Origin of the sequence: Herbaspirillum sp. UBA812, assembly GCF_002296545.1 — a bacterium.
GTDB lineage: Bacteria > Pseudomonadota > Gammaproteobacteria > Burkholderiales > Burkholderiaceae_D > Herbaspirillum > Herbaspirillum huttiense.
On sequence record NZ_DBIC01000310.1, the window covers coordinates 1 to 18,816 of the forward strand.

12 protein-coding genes and 1 pseudogene are annotated in these 18,816 nt (G+C 64.0%); 2 read left to right on the forward strand and 11 right to left on the reverse strand.

Translation table 11 applies throughout. From position 1 onward, the window contains the following. Nucleotides 1-292, forward strand: a pseudogene (locus B3873_RS21340) (peptidylprolyl isomerase); the annotation flags it as partial. Between the two features lie 164 nt (nucleotides 293-456). Here the strand turns inward: B3873_RS21340 and B3873_RS21345 are convergent. The 5 genes from B3873_RS21345 to B3873_RS21365 all read right to left on the reverse strand — a co-directional run bounded on the left by B3873_RS21345 (nucleotide 457) and on the right by B3873_RS21365 (nucleotide 8,921). After that, on the reverse strand, nucleotides 457-1,398 hold the full coding sequence (locus B3873_RS21345; RefSeq protein WP_039784694.1) for a hypothetical protein: 942 nt from the start codon (nucleotides 1,396-1,398) through the stop codon (nucleotides 457-459). 54 nt (nucleotides 1,399-1,452) lie between these two features. Then, the gene (mutS, locus tag B3873_RS21350) at nucleotides 1,453-4,134 is read right to left on the reverse strand and encodes a DNA mismatch repair protein MutS (protein ID WP_286868910.1); all 2,682 of its coding nucleotides are present in this window, start codon (nucleotides 4,132-4,134) and stop codon (nucleotides 1,453-1,455) included. Nucleotides 4,135-4,512: 378 nt separating this feature from the next. Further along, entirely contained in the window at nucleotides 4,513-6,096 is a 1,584-nt protein-coding gene (locus B3873_RS21355; RefSeq protein ID WP_286868912.1) for a DHA2 family efflux MFS transporter permease subunit, read from the reverse strand. A gap of 27 nt (nucleotides 6,097-6,123) precedes the next feature. Next, on the reverse strand, nucleotides 6,124-7,356 hold the full coding sequence (locus B3873_RS21360) for an HlyD family efflux transporter periplasmic adaptor subunit (RefSeq protein ID WP_286868913.1): 1,233 nt from the start codon (nucleotides 7,354-7,356) through the stop codon (nucleotides 6,124-6,126). 5 nt (nucleotides 7,357-7,361) lie between these two features. Next, nucleotides 7,362-8,921 carry an efflux transporter outer membrane subunit gene (locus tag B3873_RS21365; RefSeq protein WP_269799915.1) on the reverse strand — a complete coding sequence of 520 codons (1,560 nt, stop codon included), beginning with the start codon at nucleotides 8,919-8,921 and terminating at the stop codon, nucleotides 7,362-7,364. 243 nt (nucleotides 8,922-9,164) lie between these two features. Between B3873_RS21365 and B3873_RS21370 the strand changes: the two genes are divergently transcribed. Continuing rightward, on the forward strand, nucleotides 9,165-9,767 hold the full coding sequence (locus tag B3873_RS21370; protein ID WP_039784739.1) for a TetR/AcrR family transcriptional regulator: 603 nt from the start codon (nucleotides 9,165-9,167) through the stop codon (nucleotides 9,765-9,767). A gap of 479 nt (nucleotides 9,768-10,246) precedes the next feature. Here B3873_RS21370 and guaD read toward each other — a convergent pair whose 3' ends face one another. From guaD to B3873_RS21400, 6 genes are all read right to left on the reverse strand, one after another. Further along, on the reverse strand, nucleotides 10,247-11,545 hold the full coding sequence (gene guaD, locus B3873_RS21375) for a guanine deaminase (RefSeq protein ID WP_286868917.1): 1,299 nt from the start codon (nucleotides 11,543-11,545) through the stop codon (nucleotides 10,247-10,249). 188 nt (nucleotides 11,546-11,733) lie between these two features. Continuing rightward, a complete protein-coding gene (xdhC, locus tag B3873_RS21380) occupies nucleotides 11,734-12,801 on the reverse strand; it encodes a xanthine dehydrogenase accessory protein XdhC (RefSeq protein WP_039784741.1) in 1,068 nt (355 codons plus the stop codon). A 19-nt stretch (nucleotides 12,802-12,820) separates the two neighbouring features. Then, a complete protein-coding gene (xdhB, locus tag B3873_RS21385; protein WP_276842652.1) occupies nucleotides 12,821-15,190 on the reverse strand; it encodes a xanthine dehydrogenase molybdopterin binding subunit in 2,370 nt (789 codons plus the stop codon). Nucleotides 15,191-15,221: 31 nt separating this feature from the next. Further along, complete coding sequence (gene xdhA, locus B3873_RS21390) at nucleotides 15,222-16,706, reverse strand: xanthine dehydrogenase small subunit (protein ID WP_209534374.1); 1,485 nt, start codon at nucleotides 16,704-16,706, stop codon at nucleotides 15,222-15,224. Between the two features lie 326 nt (nucleotides 16,707-17,032). Beyond that, nucleotides 17,033-18,334: an NCS2 family permease gene (locus B3873_RS21395; RefSeq protein WP_039784743.1), complete on the reverse strand. Its 1,302-nt coding sequence runs from the start codon at nucleotides 18,332-18,334 to the stop codon at nucleotides 17,033-17,035. Between the two features lie 242 nt (nucleotides 18,335-18,576). Continuing rightward, the coding region (locus B3873_RS21400; protein WP_286868921.1) for a hypothetical protein at nucleotides 18,577-18,816 on the reverse strand (240 nt) is incomplete at its 5' end.

Below are 18,816 nucleotides of genomic sequence, written 5' to 3' on the forward strand. Positions count from 1 at the left end.
GCAACCGCTGGAAGTGGGCATGCAGTTCGAAGGTTCGCCCGATGACGACAGCGAAGAGTCGGTCATCTTCACCGTCACCGAAGTGGCGGACGGCAAGGCCGTGCTCGATGGCAACCACCCGCTGGCCGGCATCGCGCTGCGCTTTGAACTGGCGGTCACCGAAGTGCGCGCTGCCTCCGAAGAAGAAGTGGCCCACGGTCACGTCCACGGTGCCCACGGCCACCATCATCACCACGATGATGAAGATGAAGGCGACGCCGGCGACCACTTCCGCAGCCAGCCGCTGAACTGATCGCTGAATTCTGATCGCAGCGCCGCAAGCCGATCCCGGAAATCGGGATTTTCCTTCCGGCGACCATGCAAAAACGCCCGCAGATGCGCTCTGCGGGCGTTTTTCTTCATTTAAACCGTAAACATCCGTTTACCGGCAAGGGTCTGGTACCTGGCATCGGGCAGCTAGCGCCGTTCTCCATCCGCGTCGGCCACCGCAAACAGCTGTGGCAGATGGTCATCCACCACCACCTTGAGCCAGCGCTCACCCACGCCCACACTGCCCAGGTTGCCGGTCCAGAGGATATGGGCGGGTGCCTTGTTCTTGCCGCCCTGGGCATGTACCACCAGCACCCGCCCCTGGAACTTGCCGGCAAGCTCGGAGAACAGCTTGCGCGTCTCGGCAAAGCCGTCGCGCTGGGTGCGGAAGAAGGAACGCTTGGGCGGCGGACCGAAGGGATTGCCATCACTGAAGAAGACGATGGCCGCGCTCTTCTTCAAGGCAGCAAAGGCGAACAGGTGCTGCAGCCAGTTGCGGTTGGCGATGAGGCGGTCCTCGAACTCGTTGTTGCGGCCGCCATCGAGCAGGAAGTGATTGTTGGCCGCCGGCAGGTTCACGGTGGCAAAGAGCACGTTGCCGATTTCCCAGCGGGTGTTCTCGGCATAGCTGCGGAACTTGGGCGTGAGCGACTGGCGCAGCATCGGCAGCCGGCTCGCGCCCAGCGAGAATTCACTGGCATAGAAGATCTCGCGCATGCGGGCCAGGCGTTCGATGGCGTCCGAGCGGTTCTCGCGGTCGCGGCAGGTGATCCAGTCGCTGCCAGCCAGCGACACGAAGATGCCGTTCTGTGCCTGCGAGAGCATCTCGTGGCGCTCGGCATAGAGCGCGTCATCACAGCTTTCGGAGGGAGATTTGATGCCATTGACCACCACGAAGGCCAGGTTGTCGGCATCGGTCTCGGTCAGGGCCTGGCGCAGCGCCTGGTCGCCCTTGACGCCGGGCGCGGCATGGTTGATCACGCCGAACGAGAAATCCTGCCCGGCAGCCCGCGCCGCACCGCCCGCCATCAGGATGGCAGCGGTGAAGCAGGTGCACAGCAGGATGCGTCGGATCGGGCGGATCGGCATGCAGTCTCTCTGCGGTTCAAAGGGCGGCACGAAGCCGGCGTCCCCGTGGTGTTGTTATTGTCCCCGGCTCAGGGCCTTCAACTGGTAGAGCGCGTCCAGCGCCTGGCGCGGCGTCAAGGCATCGGGGTCGATGCCGTCCAGCGATTGCAGCAGCGCCTGGGCCAGCGGATCGGGTTCGACCGCGCTGACGGGATTGCGTTCATGGTCCGCTTCTTCAGTTTCCGCTTGCGTTTCCATGAAGGAAGGGGCGCTGAACAGGTCGAACTGCGGCGTCGGCTGCATGGACTGGCTTTCCAGCGCCGACAGATGCTTGCGCGCCGCGCGGATCACCGGGGCCGGCACCCCCGCCAGCTGCGCCACCTGCAGCCCGTAGCTCTGCGAGGCCGGGCCGCTCTGCACGGCATGCAGGAACACGATGCTGTCCTTGTGCTCCACGGCCGACAGGTGCACGTTGGCCGCCGTCGGGTGGATCTCGGGCAGTTGCGTCAGTTCGAAGTAGTGGGTCGCAAACAGCGTGAAGCTGCGCGTCACGTCGATGAGGTGCTTGGCAATCGCCCAGGCCAGGGCCAGGCCGTCGAAGGTCGAGGTGCCGCGTCCGACCTCATCCATCAGCACCAGCGAATGTTCGGTGGCGTTGTTGAGGATGGAGGCCGATTCGGTCATCTCCACCATGAAGGTGGAGCGGCCCCCGGCCAGGTCATCGGCCGCGCCGATGCGGGTGAAGATGCGGTCGATCGGTCCGATCACCGCGCTGGTGGCGGGCACGAAGCTGCCCACGTAGGCCAGCAGCGTGATCAGCGCCACCTGGCGCATGAAGGTCGATTTACCGCCCATGTTGGGACCGGTGATGAGTAGCAGCTTGCGCTCGGCGGCGAGCTGGCAGTCATTGGCGATGAAGCGTTCGATCTGGTTTTCCACCACCGGATGGCGGCCTTGCTCGATCTGGATGCAGGGCTCATCGACCAGTTGCGGCGCGCACCAGTTGTTGCGCACGGCATGGTCGGCCAGGGCCACCAGAGTGTCGAGCTGGGCCAGGGCGTGGGCGATGGATTGCAGGCGCACGATATGCGCGCCCATGTCATTGAGCAGCTGTTCGTAGAGGAATTTTTCGCGCGACAGTGAACGTTCCTGCGCCGAGAGCGCCTTGTCCTCGAAGGCCTTCAGCTCGGGGATGATGTAGCGTTCGGCATTCTTCAGGGTCTGGCGGCGGCGATAGTCTTCCGGCACCTTGTCGGTCTGGCCGTGGGTGACCTCGATGTAGAAGCCATGCACCTTGTTGTATTCCACGCGCAGGTTGGCGATGCCGGTGCGTTCACGCTCGCGCGCTTCCAGTTCCAGCAGGTACTGGCCGGCGTTTTCCGACAGGCCGCGCAGCTCGTCCAGTTCAGCGTCGTAGCCGCGCGCGATCACGCCGCCGTCGCGCACCATGGCGGCGGGCTCCAGCATGATGGCGCGTTCCAGCAGGTCCAGACATTCCACGGGCGTGGCCAGGTCTTCGTGCAACTTGCCCAGCAGCGGTGCTTCAGCGTCGCGGCCGCACATCTCCACGTAAGCACGCAATGAACCCAGCTGCTGCAGGCCGCTGCGCAAGCCCGCCAGGTCGCGCGGACGGGCCGAGAGCAGGGCGATGCGGGTGGTGATGCGTTCGATGTCGGGCACGGCCGCCAGCGTGGCCGACAGGCCCGAGCAGGCATCGGTGCGCATCAGTGCATTGATGGCGGCATGGCGTTCGCGCGCGACTTGCTGGTCGCGCAGGGCGTGATGCAGCCAGTGGCGCAGCAGGCGCGAGCCCATCGCGGTACGGCAGTGGTCCAGCGTGGAGAACAGCGTCGGGGCCAGGGCATTGGCATCCTGCGCGCGGATGGTTTCGGTCAGTTCCAGGTTGCGGCGGGTGGCGGCATCCAGGCCGATGAATTCATTTTCGGATTCGACGGTGAGCGTGCGCACGTGCTGCAGGCCGCGTCCCTGGGTCGATTGCGCATAGCGCAGCAGGGCACCGGCGGCACAGATGGCCGGGCCCAGGCCATCGGCACCGAAGCCGTGCAGGGTGGCCACGCCCAGTTGATCGAGCAGGGCCTTCTCGCTGCTGGGCTGGTCGAAATGCCAGTCCGGTACCGTCACGGCGCGGTTGGGCAGGAGCGGCTCGCACTGCCCCAGCTGACCATCGGCCACCAGCACCTCGGCGGCCGAGATGCGTTCCAGTTCCTGCTTTACGCGGCCATCGAGCAAGGTGCTCTCGACCGTGAATTCCATCATCTTCAGCGCGCCGCTGGCCATGGACAGCCAGGCCAGTCCGACCTGCATCTGCTTGCGCGACTTGGAGGGCAGCAGCTGCATGGCCAGCAGGCAGCGCTCGGATTTCTCGGGCAAGAGGTCGGAATCGGTCAGGGTGCCGGGCGTGACGACCCGCACCACTTTGCGCTCCACCGGCCCCTTGCTGGTGGCCGGGTCGCCGATCTGTTCGCAGATCGCCACCGATTCGCCGAGCTTGATCAGGCGCGCCAGGTATTGCTCGACCGAGTGGAAGGGCACGCCCGCCATCTTGATCGGGTTGCCGTTGGAGGAGCCGCGCTGGGTGAGGGTGACGCCCATCAGGCGCGAGGCCTTTTCGGCATCCTCGAAGAAGAGTTCATAGAAATCGCCCATCCGGTAGAACACCAGCGTGTTGGGATGGTCGGCCTTGATGCGCAGGTACTGCTGCATCATTGGCGTGTGGGCGGCGAGGTCTTTGGTCATGAGTCTGGGTGGCGATGCGGGGATCGCTTCTTGCAAGTTCGGGAATGCAGGGCCGCGCGGGCGGGCCACGGTGTCATCAGGCCACGGCGGGCGGCGGGAAGTCAGCCTAGCGGCCGCGCCGGGCGGGCCGCCATAAATCAAAAATGCGGACCGTGGTCCGCATGCTTGAGCCGGGATTGTACGCGCATTGGGGGAGTGCAGCCAAGGGTAGCGCCCTGCATGGGGCTGAAGCAGGACAAAGAAGCGAGCGCATGTCCAGAAAGTTCGATTTTTTTGACTGTTCAATCAAGCCTTGGGCCCAAAAAAACAGGCGGCCACCGAAGTGGCCGCCTGCCCAGTCCGCAGGGGGGAGACGGACTGTGGGGGAGAGCTTGTCGATCAGTGCGCCGAGCTCGTATCGGCCACCCGTGTCGGTTTCGGTGCCAGCCATACCGCCAGCGCCGCCAGCGAGAAGGACACCGCCGCCATCATGAAGATGTGGTTGGTGGCCAGCATCACGGCCTGGTTCTGCACCGTCTGCGCCAGCGAGCCCGTGGCCTGCTCGGCACTCATGCCCGAGGCCATCATGGCATTGACCGCATCGCCACTGCGGTCGACCAGGCCGGACAGTTCGGCGTGGAAGTAGGTAGCGTCGTTTTCCCAGCTGGTATTGACGATGGAGGTCGCAATCGCCCCGGCCATGGTGCGGCAGAAGCTCATCAGGCCGGCCGCCGATGCGGTCTCTTCCTCGTTCACGCTGGAGAGCGCCAGGCCGGTGAGCGGCACGAAGAACAGCGGCAGTCCGATCCCCTGCAGGAACAAGGGCCAGCCGATCTGGAAGAACGACATGTCGGTGTTGTTGAAGGCCCGCAGGAAGGTGATGAAGCCCAGCCAGGTCACGCCGATGCAGACCAGCTTGCGCGCATCGACGGTGGTGGACATCTTGGCCACCATGGGTGCGGTCAACACGGCCAGGATGCCGGTCAGCGCCGAAATGCAGCCCGACCATGTGGCGGTGTAGCCCATGTAGCCCTGCAGCCAGAGGGGTGTCAACACCACCGAGCCGAAGAAGGCACCGAAGGCCAGGCAGATGGTGGTCACGCTGGCGGTGAAGCCGCGATGGCGGAACACCCGCAGGTCGACGATGGGATTGTGCTCGGTCAGCTCCCAGATCAGGAAGGCGATGAAGAACACCACGGCGGTCACGGCCAGCAGCACGATCTCGGTGGAGGCGAACCAGTCCTTCTCCTTGCCTTCATCGAGCATCAACTGCAGGGCGGCCACCCACACCACCATCAGGATCAGCCCGACGCGGTCGATGGGCAGCTTGCTGGTCTTGGTCTCGAAGCGCTTGAGCATGCGCCAGCCGAGATAGCCGCAGATCAGCGCCACCGGCACGTTGATCCAGAAGATGTAGGGCCAGCTGTACTGGTCGCACAGCACCCCGCCCAGGATCGGGCCGGCAATCGGTGCCACCAGCGTGGTCATGGCCCACAGGCCCACGGCGGCCGGCGCTTTTTCCTTGGGGAAGATGCGCAGCAGCAGGGTTTGCGACAGCGGCATCAGCGGACCACCGGCCAGGCCCTGCATGACGCGGAAGGCGATCAGCATGCCCAGCGAATTGGCCAGTCCGCACAGGGCCGAGAACAACCCGAACATCACCATCGACAGGATGAACACGCGCACCGTGCCGAAGCGATTGGCCAGCCAGCCGGTCAGGGGCACGGTGATGGCTTCGGCCACCGCATAGGGCCTGATGACGTAGGTGCCCTGGCTGGTCGAGGCGCCCAGCGCCCCGGCGATGGTCGAGACCGAGACGTTGGCAATGGTGGTGTCGAGCACCGCGATGAAGTTGGCGGCGGCCAGCAGGATGCCGGCGCCCACCAGCTGGCCGCCGGTCAGCGGGGCCTCGAAGAGGCCGGGCTGGGCGGCAGGCTTGGGGGCGGGCAGGTCGCCCGCCGCTGCGCTTGTTGTGGATGACATGATGAGTCTTTCCTTGTGCTCGCCGGATTACAGCGCGCCGGCCCGGGTCTCGGTGCTGGCCGACTTGGGCTGGACGTCACCGGCCTGCATCTGGCCGCGCGTATCGATCTCCACCACCATCGACAGGCCCACCGACAGCGGACGCTGCGCCAGTTCCTTGGGATCCAGCGAGATGCGCACCGGCAGGCGCTGCACCACCTTGATCCAGTTGCCGGTGGCGTTCTGCGCCGGGATCACCGCAAAGGCCGAACCGGTACCACCGGAGAGGCCGGTGACCACGCCGTGGTATTCCACCGAGCCGCCATAGATGTCCGCCTTCATGGTCACCGGCTGGCCGATGCGTACCTTGGTCAGTTGTCCTTCCTTGAAGTTGGCATCCACGTGCATCTGCTGCAGCGGTACCACCGACAGCAGGCTGGCACCGCTCTGCACGCGCTGGCCGACCTGCACCTGGCGGCGGGCAATGACGCCGTCCACCGGGGCGCGCAGCACGGTGCGTTCGAGATCCAGCTTGGCCTGATCCAGCTTGGCGCGGGCCAGGACCACTTCCGGGTTGTCGTCCACGGTGGTATCGGCCGTCAGTACGGTACTGGCCTTTTGCGCACCCTGGGTCGCCTTGATGTTGGCGCGGGACTGCACTTCGGCAGCTTCAGCGGCTTTCAGGTTGGCCTGGGCGGTCAGCAGGGCAGTGCGCGCATTGCTCAATTCTTCACCTGACACCGAACCCGACTTGGCCAGTGCCTCGCGGCGCTGCAGGTCGATCTCGGCGCGCTTCATATCGGCCTGCGCCGACAGCAACTGGGCACTGGCACGCTTCTGCTCGGCCTCGCGGGCCAGCACCTGGGCGGCCAGGCCGGCATCGTTGGCGAAGTAGCCCTTGACCTTGCGCTCGGTGCGGTCCAGGTCGGCGGCGGCCTGGTCCACGGCCAGCTTGGCATCGGCATCATCGATGCGCACCAGCACGTCGCCCTTCTTGACGGCCTGGGTATCGACCACGTCAACGGCAGCCACGATGCCATTGATGGCCGGGGTGACCGTGGCCACTTCAGTTGCGGTGTAGGCATTGTCGGTCTCGACGTAGCGCGAGCCGATCAGGTACCAGTAGGTGCCATAGCCGATGGCGGCGATGGCGACCACGCCGCCGAAGATGGCAAAGAGCTTCTTGCGCTTTTGCGCAGCGGCGGCCTTGGTGGCCGCTTCATTGCGCTGACGGTTTTCTTCGGCCAGGGTGTGGGCCGCTTGGGAATCGCTGTGGGACATGATGTTCAACCTTTCGCTTGCTGTTCGGTGTGGGGCGCGGTGGCGCTGTCTTGGCTCTTGCTGTCGTCGGCGGCGCGGTAGCCGCCGCCCAGGGCGCGCACCAGCGCGACATCCAGGGTGAACAGGCGCGAGCGCAGGTCGGAGAGCTGGCGCAGGTTGCTGATGAGCGTGTCCTGCGCATTGAGCACGTCCAGGTAAGTGTTGAGGCCGCCGTTGTAGCGGTTGCTGACGATGCGATAGGCCTCTTCTGCTGCGTCGGCTGCAGCTTGTACGTCCTGCAGTCGTCCGGCCAGGGCCTTCTCGCTCACGCCGACGTCGGCCACATCCTGCAGGGCCTGTGTGACGGCCTGGTCATAGTTGGCCACGGCTTCGTCATAGCTGGCGCTGGCCGAGCGGAATTGTCCGCGCAGGCGGCCGCCATTGAAGATGGGCAGCGAGATCGCCGGGCCGAAGCTGCCGATGTCGGAGCCGCTGCGGGTAAGCATGTCGATGCCCAGCGACTGGAAGCCGAAGTAGGCCGACAGGTTCACATTCGGATAGAAGGCAGCACGCGCCACCTTGATCTGCTTGCCTGCCGCTTCGGCACGCAGGCGCGCGGCCACGATGTCGGGACGACGGCCCAGCAGTTCCACCGGCAGTTGCGCGGGCAGGCCGAAGGGCTTGGACAGGTCGATCTGCGGACGCGCCAGCTGCAGGCCGCGATCCGGGCCGGCCCCGGCCAGTGCGGCCAGCTTGTTGCGTTGCAGGGCGATGGATTCGTCGGTGGCTTTGAGGTCGGCCTGGGCAATGGCGCGGCGCGCTTCCATCTGCTTGACCGAGCCACGCGTCTCCAGCCCGTTGGTGAAGCGCTGGTTGAACAGGTCCAGGGTTTCTTCACGCACCTTGAGCGCGGCTTCATTGGTATCGCGCTGGGCGTAGAGCTGGGCCAGGTCGGCGTAGGCCGAGGCAATCGAGGTGGCCAGGGTGATGCGCGCCTGGGCGGCATCGGCCCGGCTGGCTTCCAGTTCGGAGGTGGCCGCCGCCAGCGCGGCGCGGTTCTTGCCCCAGAAATCGATTTCGTAGCTGAAGTCCAGCGTGGCGCGGGTTTCGTTGTTGTAGCCCTTGGGCACGAAGTCCGGTGGCACGCCATTGTTGTAGGACTGCTTCATGCGGTCCAGCGAGGCATTGCCGCTCACCTGCGGATAGAGTGCCGCACCTTGCTGCTGGGCCGTGCCCTCGGCCTTCATCAGGCGGGCCTTGGCCACGGCCATGGAGGGCGCGCTTTGCAGGGCTTCGGCGATGAGGCCGTTGAGTTGGGCGTCACCGTAGACCGTCCACCACTGGTCGCTCGGCCAGGCGGTCTGCACGGCCGTGGCGGCCAGGGTCTGGCTGCTCTGGTATTGGTCGATGGACTTGGGTTCGGCGCGCGCACCGAGATCGGTGAAGGAAGCACAGCCGGCCATGAGCGCCGCTGTCAGCACGGCCGCCGAGACTGCCGCCGTCCGCCGCCACGGCAGGGTAGGCCGCTCGGACCGCAGCGCCGGATAGGGCGCGCGCTGGTCGGGGAGAGATGAGTTCTTGTTCATTTGCGTGGAGAGTGGAGTGAACGACTGAATCAGAAAATCAGGTGTTTATTAACTGTACAGTTCAGTATAGTATTGGCTTTCATGAAGTGTCAAGGCGCTTTGCGATAAATTGCTCGTCTTTTCGCGGCATTGCCGCAACAGGTTTTTTTGGCCGCGATTTGAGGGCAATCAGGCGGCTTTCGGCGGCATCGTCGCCTATAATTCGGGATTGGCCGGTTTTCTGGCCGGCATTACAGGACAATCATGCGCAAGAAGAGTGAAGAACGGCGGCAGCAGATGATCGACATCGCTGCCGAGGTATTCAACGAAATCGGTTTCGAAGGCGCCTCCATGGCGGAAATCTCGGCCCGTATCGGGGGCTCCAAGGCCACGCTGTACAACTATTTCAGCTCCAAGGAAGAGATCTTCGTGGAGGTGATGATCAAGCAGGTGGGTTGCCAGTTTGAAGAATTGTTCATGGCCTTGCGTAACGAAGACGAAGTACGCGCAGGTTTATTGCGGCTGGCGAATCATTATCTGGGCGTGGTGTTCCGGCCGGAGATTGTGGCGGTGAAGCGGCTGGGGATGTATTACGCCGGCAAGTCGGAACTGGGGCCGCTCTTGTACGAGCGCGGACCCAAACGTGGCTGGACGCGCATTGCCGATTTTCTGAAGGTCAAGATGGACGAGGGCAAGCTGCATGCGGGCGATCCCTGGATTGCCGCCATGCAGTTCCGGGCGCTGATCGAAGCAGAATGGATGGACGTGCGCATGCTCAATGTGGTCACCGAGATTCCGCCGGATCAGCTGCGGACTTCGGCGGAGCGGGCGGTGGAGGCTTTCCTTTATCTTTATCAGCCGCGCTGAGGGGATTCAGCAGCACTCGGTGACCCGGGCGACTGCAAGGCGGGTGTCGGTCAAGTCATCCAAGCAGAGCATTCAATCGCTACTTCTCGCTATGCGACTCTTTGCCCAGTACATTTCGCGGGCCTTGACCAAGCTGTCTTCCATTTCCATTGTCTGGAAACTTTCTTTGCAGCGCTCGCAGGAGAAATATTGCACCGGTACGATGAACGTCTCTCCTTTGAATGTGCGGTTTTCCGTCGAGACGACATAGTGAACAGTTCCTTGACCGGCACAGGTCGGGCAAATGTTAAAGGGCTTCATAGGCTTCGCACATTCCTCGGCAGACCAGAATTGATCCGGCCTGGATCTTCCTTTAATTCACGCTTCCACGCATGCGAAAAAGTTGGATCAATGGTCACAAAATGAAGTCTCTCAGAAAAACCGGGCTTGCCTCAACGGCAAGCCCGGCTTCCCCCGAATCGGGACCGATATGAATGAATTCAGCGCTGATGCACCCGCACCCCCGCCGAATAAGTCGCGGCGATGGCACGGTCGTCACCCAGGATGGCCAGTGCGAACAATTGTTCCTCCAGGCTGTCGGTGGTAGCACTGCGGCGCGCCAGCAAGGGTGTGGCCTGCGGATCGAGCACGATGAAGTCGGCGTCACAGCCCGGCGTGAAGCTGCCGATGGTACCTTCCAGCTGAAGCGCGCGGGCACCGCCCAGCGTAGCCAGATAGAACATGCGCTGCGCCGGCAGGTAGGTGCCGCCCATGCGCGCAACCTTGTAGAGCTCGTTCATGGTTTGCAGCATCGAGAAACTGGTGCCGCCGCCCACGTCAGTGGCCAGCGACAGCGGCACGCGCGCCGCATCGGCACGGGCAAAATCGAACAGGCCGCTGCCCAGGAACAGGTTGGACGTCGGGCACAAGGTGGCGGCCGATTGCGTGGCCGCCATGCGGGCGCGATCCTGGTCGTCCAGCCAGATGCAGTGCGCATACAGCGCACGCTGGCGCATCAGGCCGTAGCCGTCATACACGTCCAGGTAGCTGCGGGCATCGGGATAGAGTTCCTTCACCCATTTCACTTCATCCGTATTTTCGGCCACGTGGGTTTGTATATACGTGTCCGGATACTGCGCCGCCAGCTCGCCGGCCAGCTTCATCTGTTCATGGGTGGAGGTCGGTGCAAAGCGCACGGTGATGGCGTAATGCTGGCGTCCCTTGTTGTGCCAGCGCCCGATCAGCTCCTCGCTCTCGCGCACGCCCGACTCGGCCGTATCACGCAGGAAATCCGGTGCATTGCGATCCATCAGGCACTTGCCGGCCACCATGCGCAGGTTGCGTGCATGGCTGGCCGCGAAGAAGGCATCCACCGACTGCGGATGCACCGTGCAATACACGGCCGCACTGGTGGTGCCGTTGCGCAGCAGTTCGGCCAGGAAGAAATCGGCCACCTCGCAGGCGTGTTCCGGCTGCTGGAAGCGGCGCTCGGCCGGGAAGGTGTAGTTGTCCAGCCAGGGCAACAAGCCCGGCGCGGGCGAACCGATGATGTCGGTCTGCGGATAGTGGATGTGGGTGTCGATGAAGCCGGGGCAAAGGATCTTGCCGCGCAGGTCTTCGATGGCGGTGCCGGGCGGCAGGGTAGCGGCCAGCGTGGCGTAGTCGCCGGCGGCCTGGATCTTGCCGTCTTGCACCAGCAGCAGGCCATCGCTGTGCCATTGGGTGGCGTGTTCGTCGAAGGCGGGATCGTTGGTGAAATACAGCAGGCTGGCGCGGTAGGCTTGCAGGGTTGGGCTCATGGTGTTTCCTCGATGCAGGCGGCGCCGCGCGCACGGACGCGGGCCGTCGATTCAGTGGTCATCATACTGGAAGGCATCGTCGTGACGATGCTTTCCGTGTTGCGAGAGTGGAATCGAAGGGGAATCCGGTGCGATCAGCCAAAACGTGTCGACAGGATTCCCGGAAGGGGTGACGGCAGGGTGTTCCTTCAGCCTCTGCCGTCCAGAGCGTGTGTGGCCAGACTCAGTGGCCATGCCTTGGGTTTGGGTTGGGTAAAGCGCAGTTCCCACAGTTGCATCAGTTGCGCCACCACCGCAATGGCGATGCTGGCAGGCTCCTTGCCATAGATGCCGGGGATGCCGATGGGGCAGGTCATGCGTTCCAGCTGCGCCGCCGAGAATCCGCGTTCAGACAGGCGATGCTCGAACTGCTTGCGCTTGGTGATGGACCCGATCAGCCCGAACCACGCCGCATCTTCACGCTTGAGGATGCGTTCGCTCAGTTGCTGGTCGAGGGCGTGGCTGTGGGTCATCACGAGATAATACGCGCCGGGTTCGGCCATGTCGACCGCGGCATTGGGCACGTCCGTGGCCTCGATGCGGATCTGCGGCGGCAGGCCGGGGGGAAACATGTCCTCGCGCTCATCCACCCACAGCACCCGGCAAGGCAGGGTCGACAAGACCTTGACGATGGCCGCCCCCACATGGCCGGCGCCGAACAGCACCACCTGCGGCTGATGTGCCCGGCACAGGTCGAGCAGCCAGCGGCGGCCCTGGTCGTCGCGCACCAGCTGTGTCTGGCGTGCGTGCCGTATGATCTCCGGCGGCATGCCGAGGCCGGATGCATCGTTCTCCAGCAGTTGCTGGGGCGCGTCGTGATCCAGCGGCAAGGCGCGCCAGCGGTCAGTGCCGCTGCACCAGGCCTGTTCCAGCGCCTGCCAGGTGCGCAAGGAGGTGGCCCCGGCATCGATGCGCTCGAAGCAGAGAAACACCACACCGCCGCAACACTGTCCCAGGCTCGGTCCGAGCGCGATGCGTTCCAGCCGTCGCTGATCGGCCAGCGCGTCGGAATCCGCCGCCAGCATGGCCCGCGCGATCTGCGCCGCACGCCATTCGAGGTGGCCACCGCCGATGGTGTCGAACTGGCCCTCGGCGGTGTAAAGCATGCGTGCGCCCGGCTCGCGCGGGGTTGATCCCTGGATCTGGGCCACCGTCACCAGCACTGCCGAGACGCTTTCCTGCTGCATCCGGCGTAATGCGCTCAACCATGTGCTCATGATGTTTCTCCGCCGCGTATTACTGGGTGAGCGTGGCCGCGCGCACGGCATCGACCGCATCGAGGATGGCCTCGCTGGTGGCCGGTGCGCGCAGCGGCGGATTGACGCGATGCCCGCCCACCGACGAGACCGCATCGCGGATCGCCAGGAACACCGAGAACGGCAGCAGCAGCGGCGGTTCACCGACCGCCTTGGAGCGGTGGATGGTGTCGGACACATTGCTGTTGGCATACAGTTCCGTGCGGAAGGCTTCCGGACAATCCGAGATGGCCGGGATCTTGTAGGTGGAAGGGGCATGCGTCATCAGCTTGCCGTCCTTGTTCCACCACAGTTCCTCGGTGGTCAGCCAGCCCATGCCCTGGATGAAACCGCCTTCGACCTGGCCGATGTCCAGCGCCGGGTTCAGGCTTTCGCCAGCGTCATACAGCAGGTCGGCCTGCAGCAGTTTCCATTCGCCGGTGAGGGTATCGATCACCACTTCCGACACCGCCGCCGCATAGGCGAAATAGAAGAAGGGATGGCCGTGCATGCGCTTGGCATCCCAATGCACCTTCGGTGTGGAATAGAAACCGTCGGACCACAGCTGCACCCGTTGCAGGTATGCCTTCATCACCAGTTCGACGAAGGGCAGGGATTGCTCTCCCGCCAGCACCAGGCCATCGGCAAAGCGCACCGTTGCGGCCTCCACGCCAAAATGACGAGCCGCCACATCGGCCAGCCGTGCGCGGATCTGCAGGGCAGCATCCTGCGCTGCCTTGCCGTTGAGGTCGCTGCCGGTGGAGGCGGCGGTGGCCGAGGTGTTGGCGATCTTGCTGGTATCGGTGGCGGTGCAGCGCACCTTCTCCAGCGGCACGCCCAGGGCGTTGGCCACTACCTGCGCGACCTTGGTGTTCAAGCCCTGGCCCATCTCGGTACCACCGTGATTGACCAGCACCGAGCCATCGGTGTAGACGTGCACCAGCGAGCCGGCCTGGTTCAGGTGCGGCACGTTGAAGGAAATGCCGAACTTCACCGGCGTGAGCGCCAGGCCTTTTTTCAACACCGTGCTGCCCGCATTGAACTCGGCCACGGCGCGGCGGCGTTCTTGATAACGGCTGCTGCGTTCGAGCTGATCGACCAGGCCATGGATGACGTTGTCTTCCACCTTCTGGCCGTAGTGAGTGACGTTGCGTGCCTCCGGTCCCTCGGCATCGCTGGGCCCGTAGAAATTGTTGCGGCGGATCTCCAGTGGATCGCGTCCCAGGTTGCGGGCGATGTCGTCGAGGATGTACTCGATGGCCAGCGCACCCTGCGGTCCGCCGAAGCCACGGAAGGCGGTATTGGATTGCGTGTTGGTCTTGCCGCACATGGCGTGGATTTCCACGTCCGAGAGATAGTAGGCATTGTCGAAGTGGCAGACCGCGCGCGTGGCCACCGGGCCGGACAGGTCGGCCGAGAAACCGGCGCGCGAGATCATGTCGATCTTGGCCGCAAGGATGCGCCCGTCATCGTCATACCCGATCTCGTAATCATAGGCAAAGCAGTGGCGCTTGCCGGTGACCATCATGTCGTCGTCACGGTCGGCGCGCAGCTTCACCGGTCGCCGCAGCTTGGCCGCTGCAACGGCCGCAGCGCAAGCCCACAGCGCCGATTGCGATTCCTTGCCGCCGAAGCCGCCGCCCATGCGCCGGCATTCCACCAGCACATCGTGCGAAGCCAGTTTCAGGACGGTGGCAATGTGGTGCTGCATCTCGCTGGGGTGCTGGGTCGAGCAATACACGTGCATGCCGCGTCCCTCCTTGGGGATGGCATAGGAGATCTGTCCTTCCAGATAAAACTGTTCCTGCCCGCCCACATCGAACTGCCCGCGCAGCTTGTGCGGTGCCAGCGCCAGCGCCACTGCCGGTTCGCCGCGCGAGAGATGCATCGGCGGCAGCACGTAGGATTGCGCCGCATGGGCATCACGCGGGGTCAGGATGGGCGGCAGTTCTTCGTAGTCGATCACGGCCAGGCGCGCCGCGCGGCGGGCCTGGTCATGGCTGTCGGCCACCACGATGAAGACCGGCTGGCCCACGTATTGCACCAGGCCATCGGCCAGTACCGGGTCGTCATGGATGATGGCACCGCATTCGTTTTCGCCCGGGATATCGGCAGCGGTGAAGACGGCACGCACCCCCGGAGCGGCCTTGACCTTCTCCAGGTCGATGCCGCGCACCCGTGCATGGGCCTTCTGCGACAGGCCCAGCGCCGCATGCAGGGTGCCGTGCAGTTCGGCGATGTCGTCGGTATAGGTGGCTTCGCCGGTCACGTGCAGGATTGCCGATTCATGCGGATGCGGCTTGCCCACGGTGGCCCAGTCCTTGGGCGGTTGCACCAGGGTGTTGAGGAATTGTTCGGTTTGCTTGTTCATGCGGTTCTCCTGCAGGTTCGGTCCAAGGGCTTCACGCGGCGCTGACCGCGAAGGCGCGCACATCCTGGCGCGCCAGGGGCGCATCGGTGCGCGTTTCCAGCCAATAGCGATAGAGCAGGTTCTGCGCCGTGCGCAAGCGATAGGCGGCGCTGGCCCGCATGTCCGACAGCGGTGCGTAATCCTGCGCCAGGGCGGCCATGGCTGCCTGCACTTGCGCTTCGCTCCAGGTGCCGCCTTGCAGCAGCGCTTCGGCGTGGGCCGCGCGCTTTGGGGTGGCGGCCATGCCGCCGAAGGCGATGCGCGCCTCGGCGATGGTGTCGCCGTCCATGCGCAGCGCGAAGGCGGCGCAGACTGCAGAGATGTCCTGGTCGAAGCGCTTGGAGAGTTTGTAAACCCGGAAGCGCACGTCCTTGCGCGGCAGCGGGATGCGCACGGCCTGCACCACTTCATCGGGCTGCAGGGCCGACTTCTGGTAAGCCAGGTAGAAATCTTCCAGCGGCATGACGCGCTGGCCACGCACGCTGGCCAGCACGATCTGCGCGCCCAGTGCGATCAGCCAGGGCATGGAGTCGCCGATGGGCGAACCGTTGGCGACGTTGCCGCCCAGCGTGCCGGCATTGCGCACGGGCAGGGAGGCGAAGCGCTGCCACAGTTCCGACAGCTCTTCCGGATAATGGCGCGCGGCTTCGGCGTAAGCCTCTTCCAGCGAGACGCCGGCGCCGATCTCCAGCATGCCGTCCTGCACCTGCATGGCGCGCAGTTCTTCCACGCGGCCGATATAGACGATATCGCCCAGCTCGCGCATCTGCTTGGTCACCCACAGGCCCACATCGGTGGAGCCAGCCAGGATGCGGGCCTTGGGCAGGTCGGCACGCAGCTGCACCAGTTGTGCCAGCGTGCGCGGTGCATGGAAGGTCTGGCCTGAGTGCGTGACGGCCAGCGGCGTGTCCTGGTCGATGGCGCGCAGGGCAGTCTTGACGGCCTCGCGGTCGAACTCGACCTTGGGCAATTCACCCATGCGGCGTGCCGCATCGATGATGGGACGATAGCCGGTGCAGCGGCACAGGTTGCCGGAGAGGGCATCGTCGATCTCGCGCTTGTCGGGCGTGATGCCGTCCTTGTCATGCTTCAGGTACAGGCCCCACAGCGACATCACGAAGCCCGGCGTGCAGAAGCCGCACTGCGAGCCATGGCATTCCACCATGGCCTGTTGCACCGGATGCAGGCAGCCGTCGGACTGCTTCAGGTCTTCGACGGTGAACAAGGCGCGGCCGTCCAGCGTCGGCAGGAATTGGATGCAGGCATTGACCGTCTTCAGTTCCAGCTGGTCATCGCGCAGTTCACCCACGACCACGGTGCAGGCCCCGCAATCGCCTTCGGCACAGCCTTCCTTGGTGCCGGTGCAATGCAGGTCCTCGCGCAGATGCTGCAGAACGGTGCGGGTGGTGGGTTGGCCTGCTACTTCGTGGGTCTGGCCGCGAAAGTAGAACTGGATGGGGCGGGTGGTCTCTGGCATTTGGCTTTACTCGAATTTGGATTGTCTACAAAACAGACTGCTTTATGGCGCGCTCCAGGGCGTATCGTGGGGCGTGCTTCTTGTTGTTGGATCTGCTTTCAGGCGGCACCTCCGCTTGGGGCGGTGGCCGGCCTGTGGTGTCTCCCGTGGCCAGATGGCATTCAAGAAACGTGCCGGGGTCGTCAAAAGAGGAAACGGATTGTCCGCGCGTGATTGTTGCGGACGATTGTCGGGTTCCCTCTTGTCACGATCCCGAAGAGGCGGCCGGTTTGTCACCGGGCTGCCTCTTCGATTTTTCCTTTTACTTCATGGGGCGGCGTGGCCGCTCATTCACCGCCGAGGTAGATGATCTTGAACAGGAAGATCGCGGCGATGATCCAGATTACCACTGATACATCCTTCATACGACCCGTCAGCAGCTTCAATCCGGCATAGCTGATGAAGCCCAGCGCCAGGCCATTGGCAATCGAGTAGGTGAAGGGCATCACCAATGCGGTGATCACGGCCGGTACGCATTCGGTGGTGTCTTCCCAGTCGATGTGCACCAGTTCGCGCAGCATCAGGCAGGCCACGAAGAACAGTGCCGGTGCCGTGGCGTAGGCGGGGACCACGCCGGCCAGCGGGGCGATGAACAGGCACAGCAGGAACAGCACGGCAATGGCGACCGCAGTCAGGCCGGTGCGGCCACCGGCCTGCACGCCGGCAGCGCTTTCGATGTAGGCGGTGGTGGAGGAGGTGCCCAGCAGGGAGCCGGCGACAATGGCGGTGCTGTCGGCCATGAGGGCCTTGTTCAGGCGCTCCATCTTTCCATCCTTCATCAGGCCGGCACGGGTGGCCACGCCCATCAGGGTGCCGGTGGCGTCAAACAGCTCGACCAGGAAGAACACCAGTACCACGTTCAACAGGCCCATGGAAATGGCACCCTTGATGTCCAGCTGCAGGAAGGTCGGGGCGATCGAGGGCGGGGCGGCGAAGATGCCCGAGAAATGGTTGCCGCCGAAGACGAAGGACAGCACCGTCACCAGCAGGATGCCGATCAGCAGTGCGCCACGCACCTTCAATCGGTCCAGCGCCACGATGACCAGGAAGCCGATGATGGCCATCACCGGGGCCGGCTGGTGCAGGTCGCCAAGGGTGACGAAGGTGGCCGGGTTGGCGGCGACGATGCCGGCACTCTTGAGCGAAATGATCGCCAGGAACAGCCCGATGCCTGCCGGGATGGCCGTGCGCAAAGACTGCGGGATGCTCTTGATGATCAGCTCACGTACCCGCAGCACGCTCACCAGCAAAAACAGGCAGCCCGAAATCAGCACCGCGCCCAGCGCAGCCTGCCACGGGAAACCCATACCCTTGACCACGGCATAGGCAAAGTAGGCATTCAAGCCCATGCCAGGGGCCAGGCCAATCGGATAGTTGGCATACAGGCCCATGATCAGCGTGCCCACCGCCGCCGCCACACAGGTGGCCACAAAGACAGAGTCCTTGGGCATGCCGGCATCGCCCAAAATGCTGGGGTTGACGAAGATGATGTAAGCCATCGTCAAAAAGGTGGTCAGGCCGGCCAGCAACTCCGTGCGGACGGTGGTGCCGTTCTCTTCCAGGCGGAAGAACTTGTTCAAGGCGTTCATTGTGGGTTGTCTCCGTTTGGTCCGTTTTTATGCGCCGGAAAACTTGCCTGGCATTGGCGCTGTTCATGCGCTTGTGCATGCGTCAGGGCCGGGGGCAGGCAAAAAATGGGCGGTGCTGGTGGGGGTGCTTTTCGCATTGTTTTGGCAGCGTTGCTAATGTCGTTGAATTTCATCTGAGGGATGTAAGGGATGGCACATAGCCATTATTAACCTGGAGTTATAACTGGGATATTGGGCGGAAATCAGCGCTGGCGCTGGAGATTGTTGCTGCGCATTGGTGACACGGAGGTATCGAATCTTGTGTTTCGCAGGCGAGATTTTGCCAGTTTTATCCGGGTGGGGCTTTTGGGGGCTTGTTTTGTTGTTTCGTGGAAATTATTTACTTGCTTGCTTGAGTAGTCTGCACGGAATGCTTTCCTGCGCTCTAGCTTAATTCTTGTCTCTCTCCGGTCGGGAGAACGCGCCGGGGGCGGCCCGGCAGC

Coding starts and splice junctions, on each gene's coding strand:
- B3873_RS21345 (WP_039784694.1), bottom strand. CDS start 1,398: ATGCCGATCCGCCCGATCCGACGCATCCTGCTGTGCACCTGCTTCACC.
- xdhB (WP_276842652.1), bottom strand. CDS start 15,190: ATGAACAAGCAAACCGAACAATTCCTCAACACCCTGGTGCAACCGCCC.
- B3873_RS21365 (WP_269799915.1), bottom strand. CDS start 8,921: ATGAACAAGAACTCATCTCTCCCCGACCAGCGCGCGCCCTATCCGGCG.
- xdhC (WP_039784741.1), bottom strand. CDS start 12,801: ATGAGCACATGGTTGAGCGCATTACGCCGGATGCAGCAGGAAAGCGTC.
- B3873_RS21395 (WP_039784743.1), bottom strand. CDS start 18,334: ATGAACGCCTTGAACAAGTTCTTCCGCCTGGAAGAGAACGGCACCACC.
- xdhA (WP_209534374.1), bottom strand. CDS start 16,706: ATGCCAGAGACCACCCGCCCCATCCAGTTCTACTTTCGCGGCCAGACC.
- B3873_RS21355 (WP_286868912.1), bottom strand. CDS start 6,096: ATGTCATCCACAACAAGCGCAGCGGCGGGCGACCTGCCCGCCCCCAAG.
- B3873_RS21370 (WP_039784739.1), top strand. CDS start 9,165: ATGCGCAAGAAGAGTGAAGAACGGCGGCAGCAGATGATCGACATCGCT.
- mutS (WP_286868910.1), bottom strand. CDS start 4,134: ATGACCAAAGACCTCGCCGCCCACACGCCAATGATGCAGCAGTACCTG.
- guaD (WP_286868917.1), bottom strand. CDS start 11,545: ATGAGCCCAACCCTGCAAGCCTACCGCGCCAGCCTGCTGTATTTCACC.
- B3873_RS21360 (WP_286868913.1), bottom strand. CDS start 7,356: ATGTCCCACAGCGATTCCCAAGCGGCCCACACCCTGGCCGAAGAAAAC.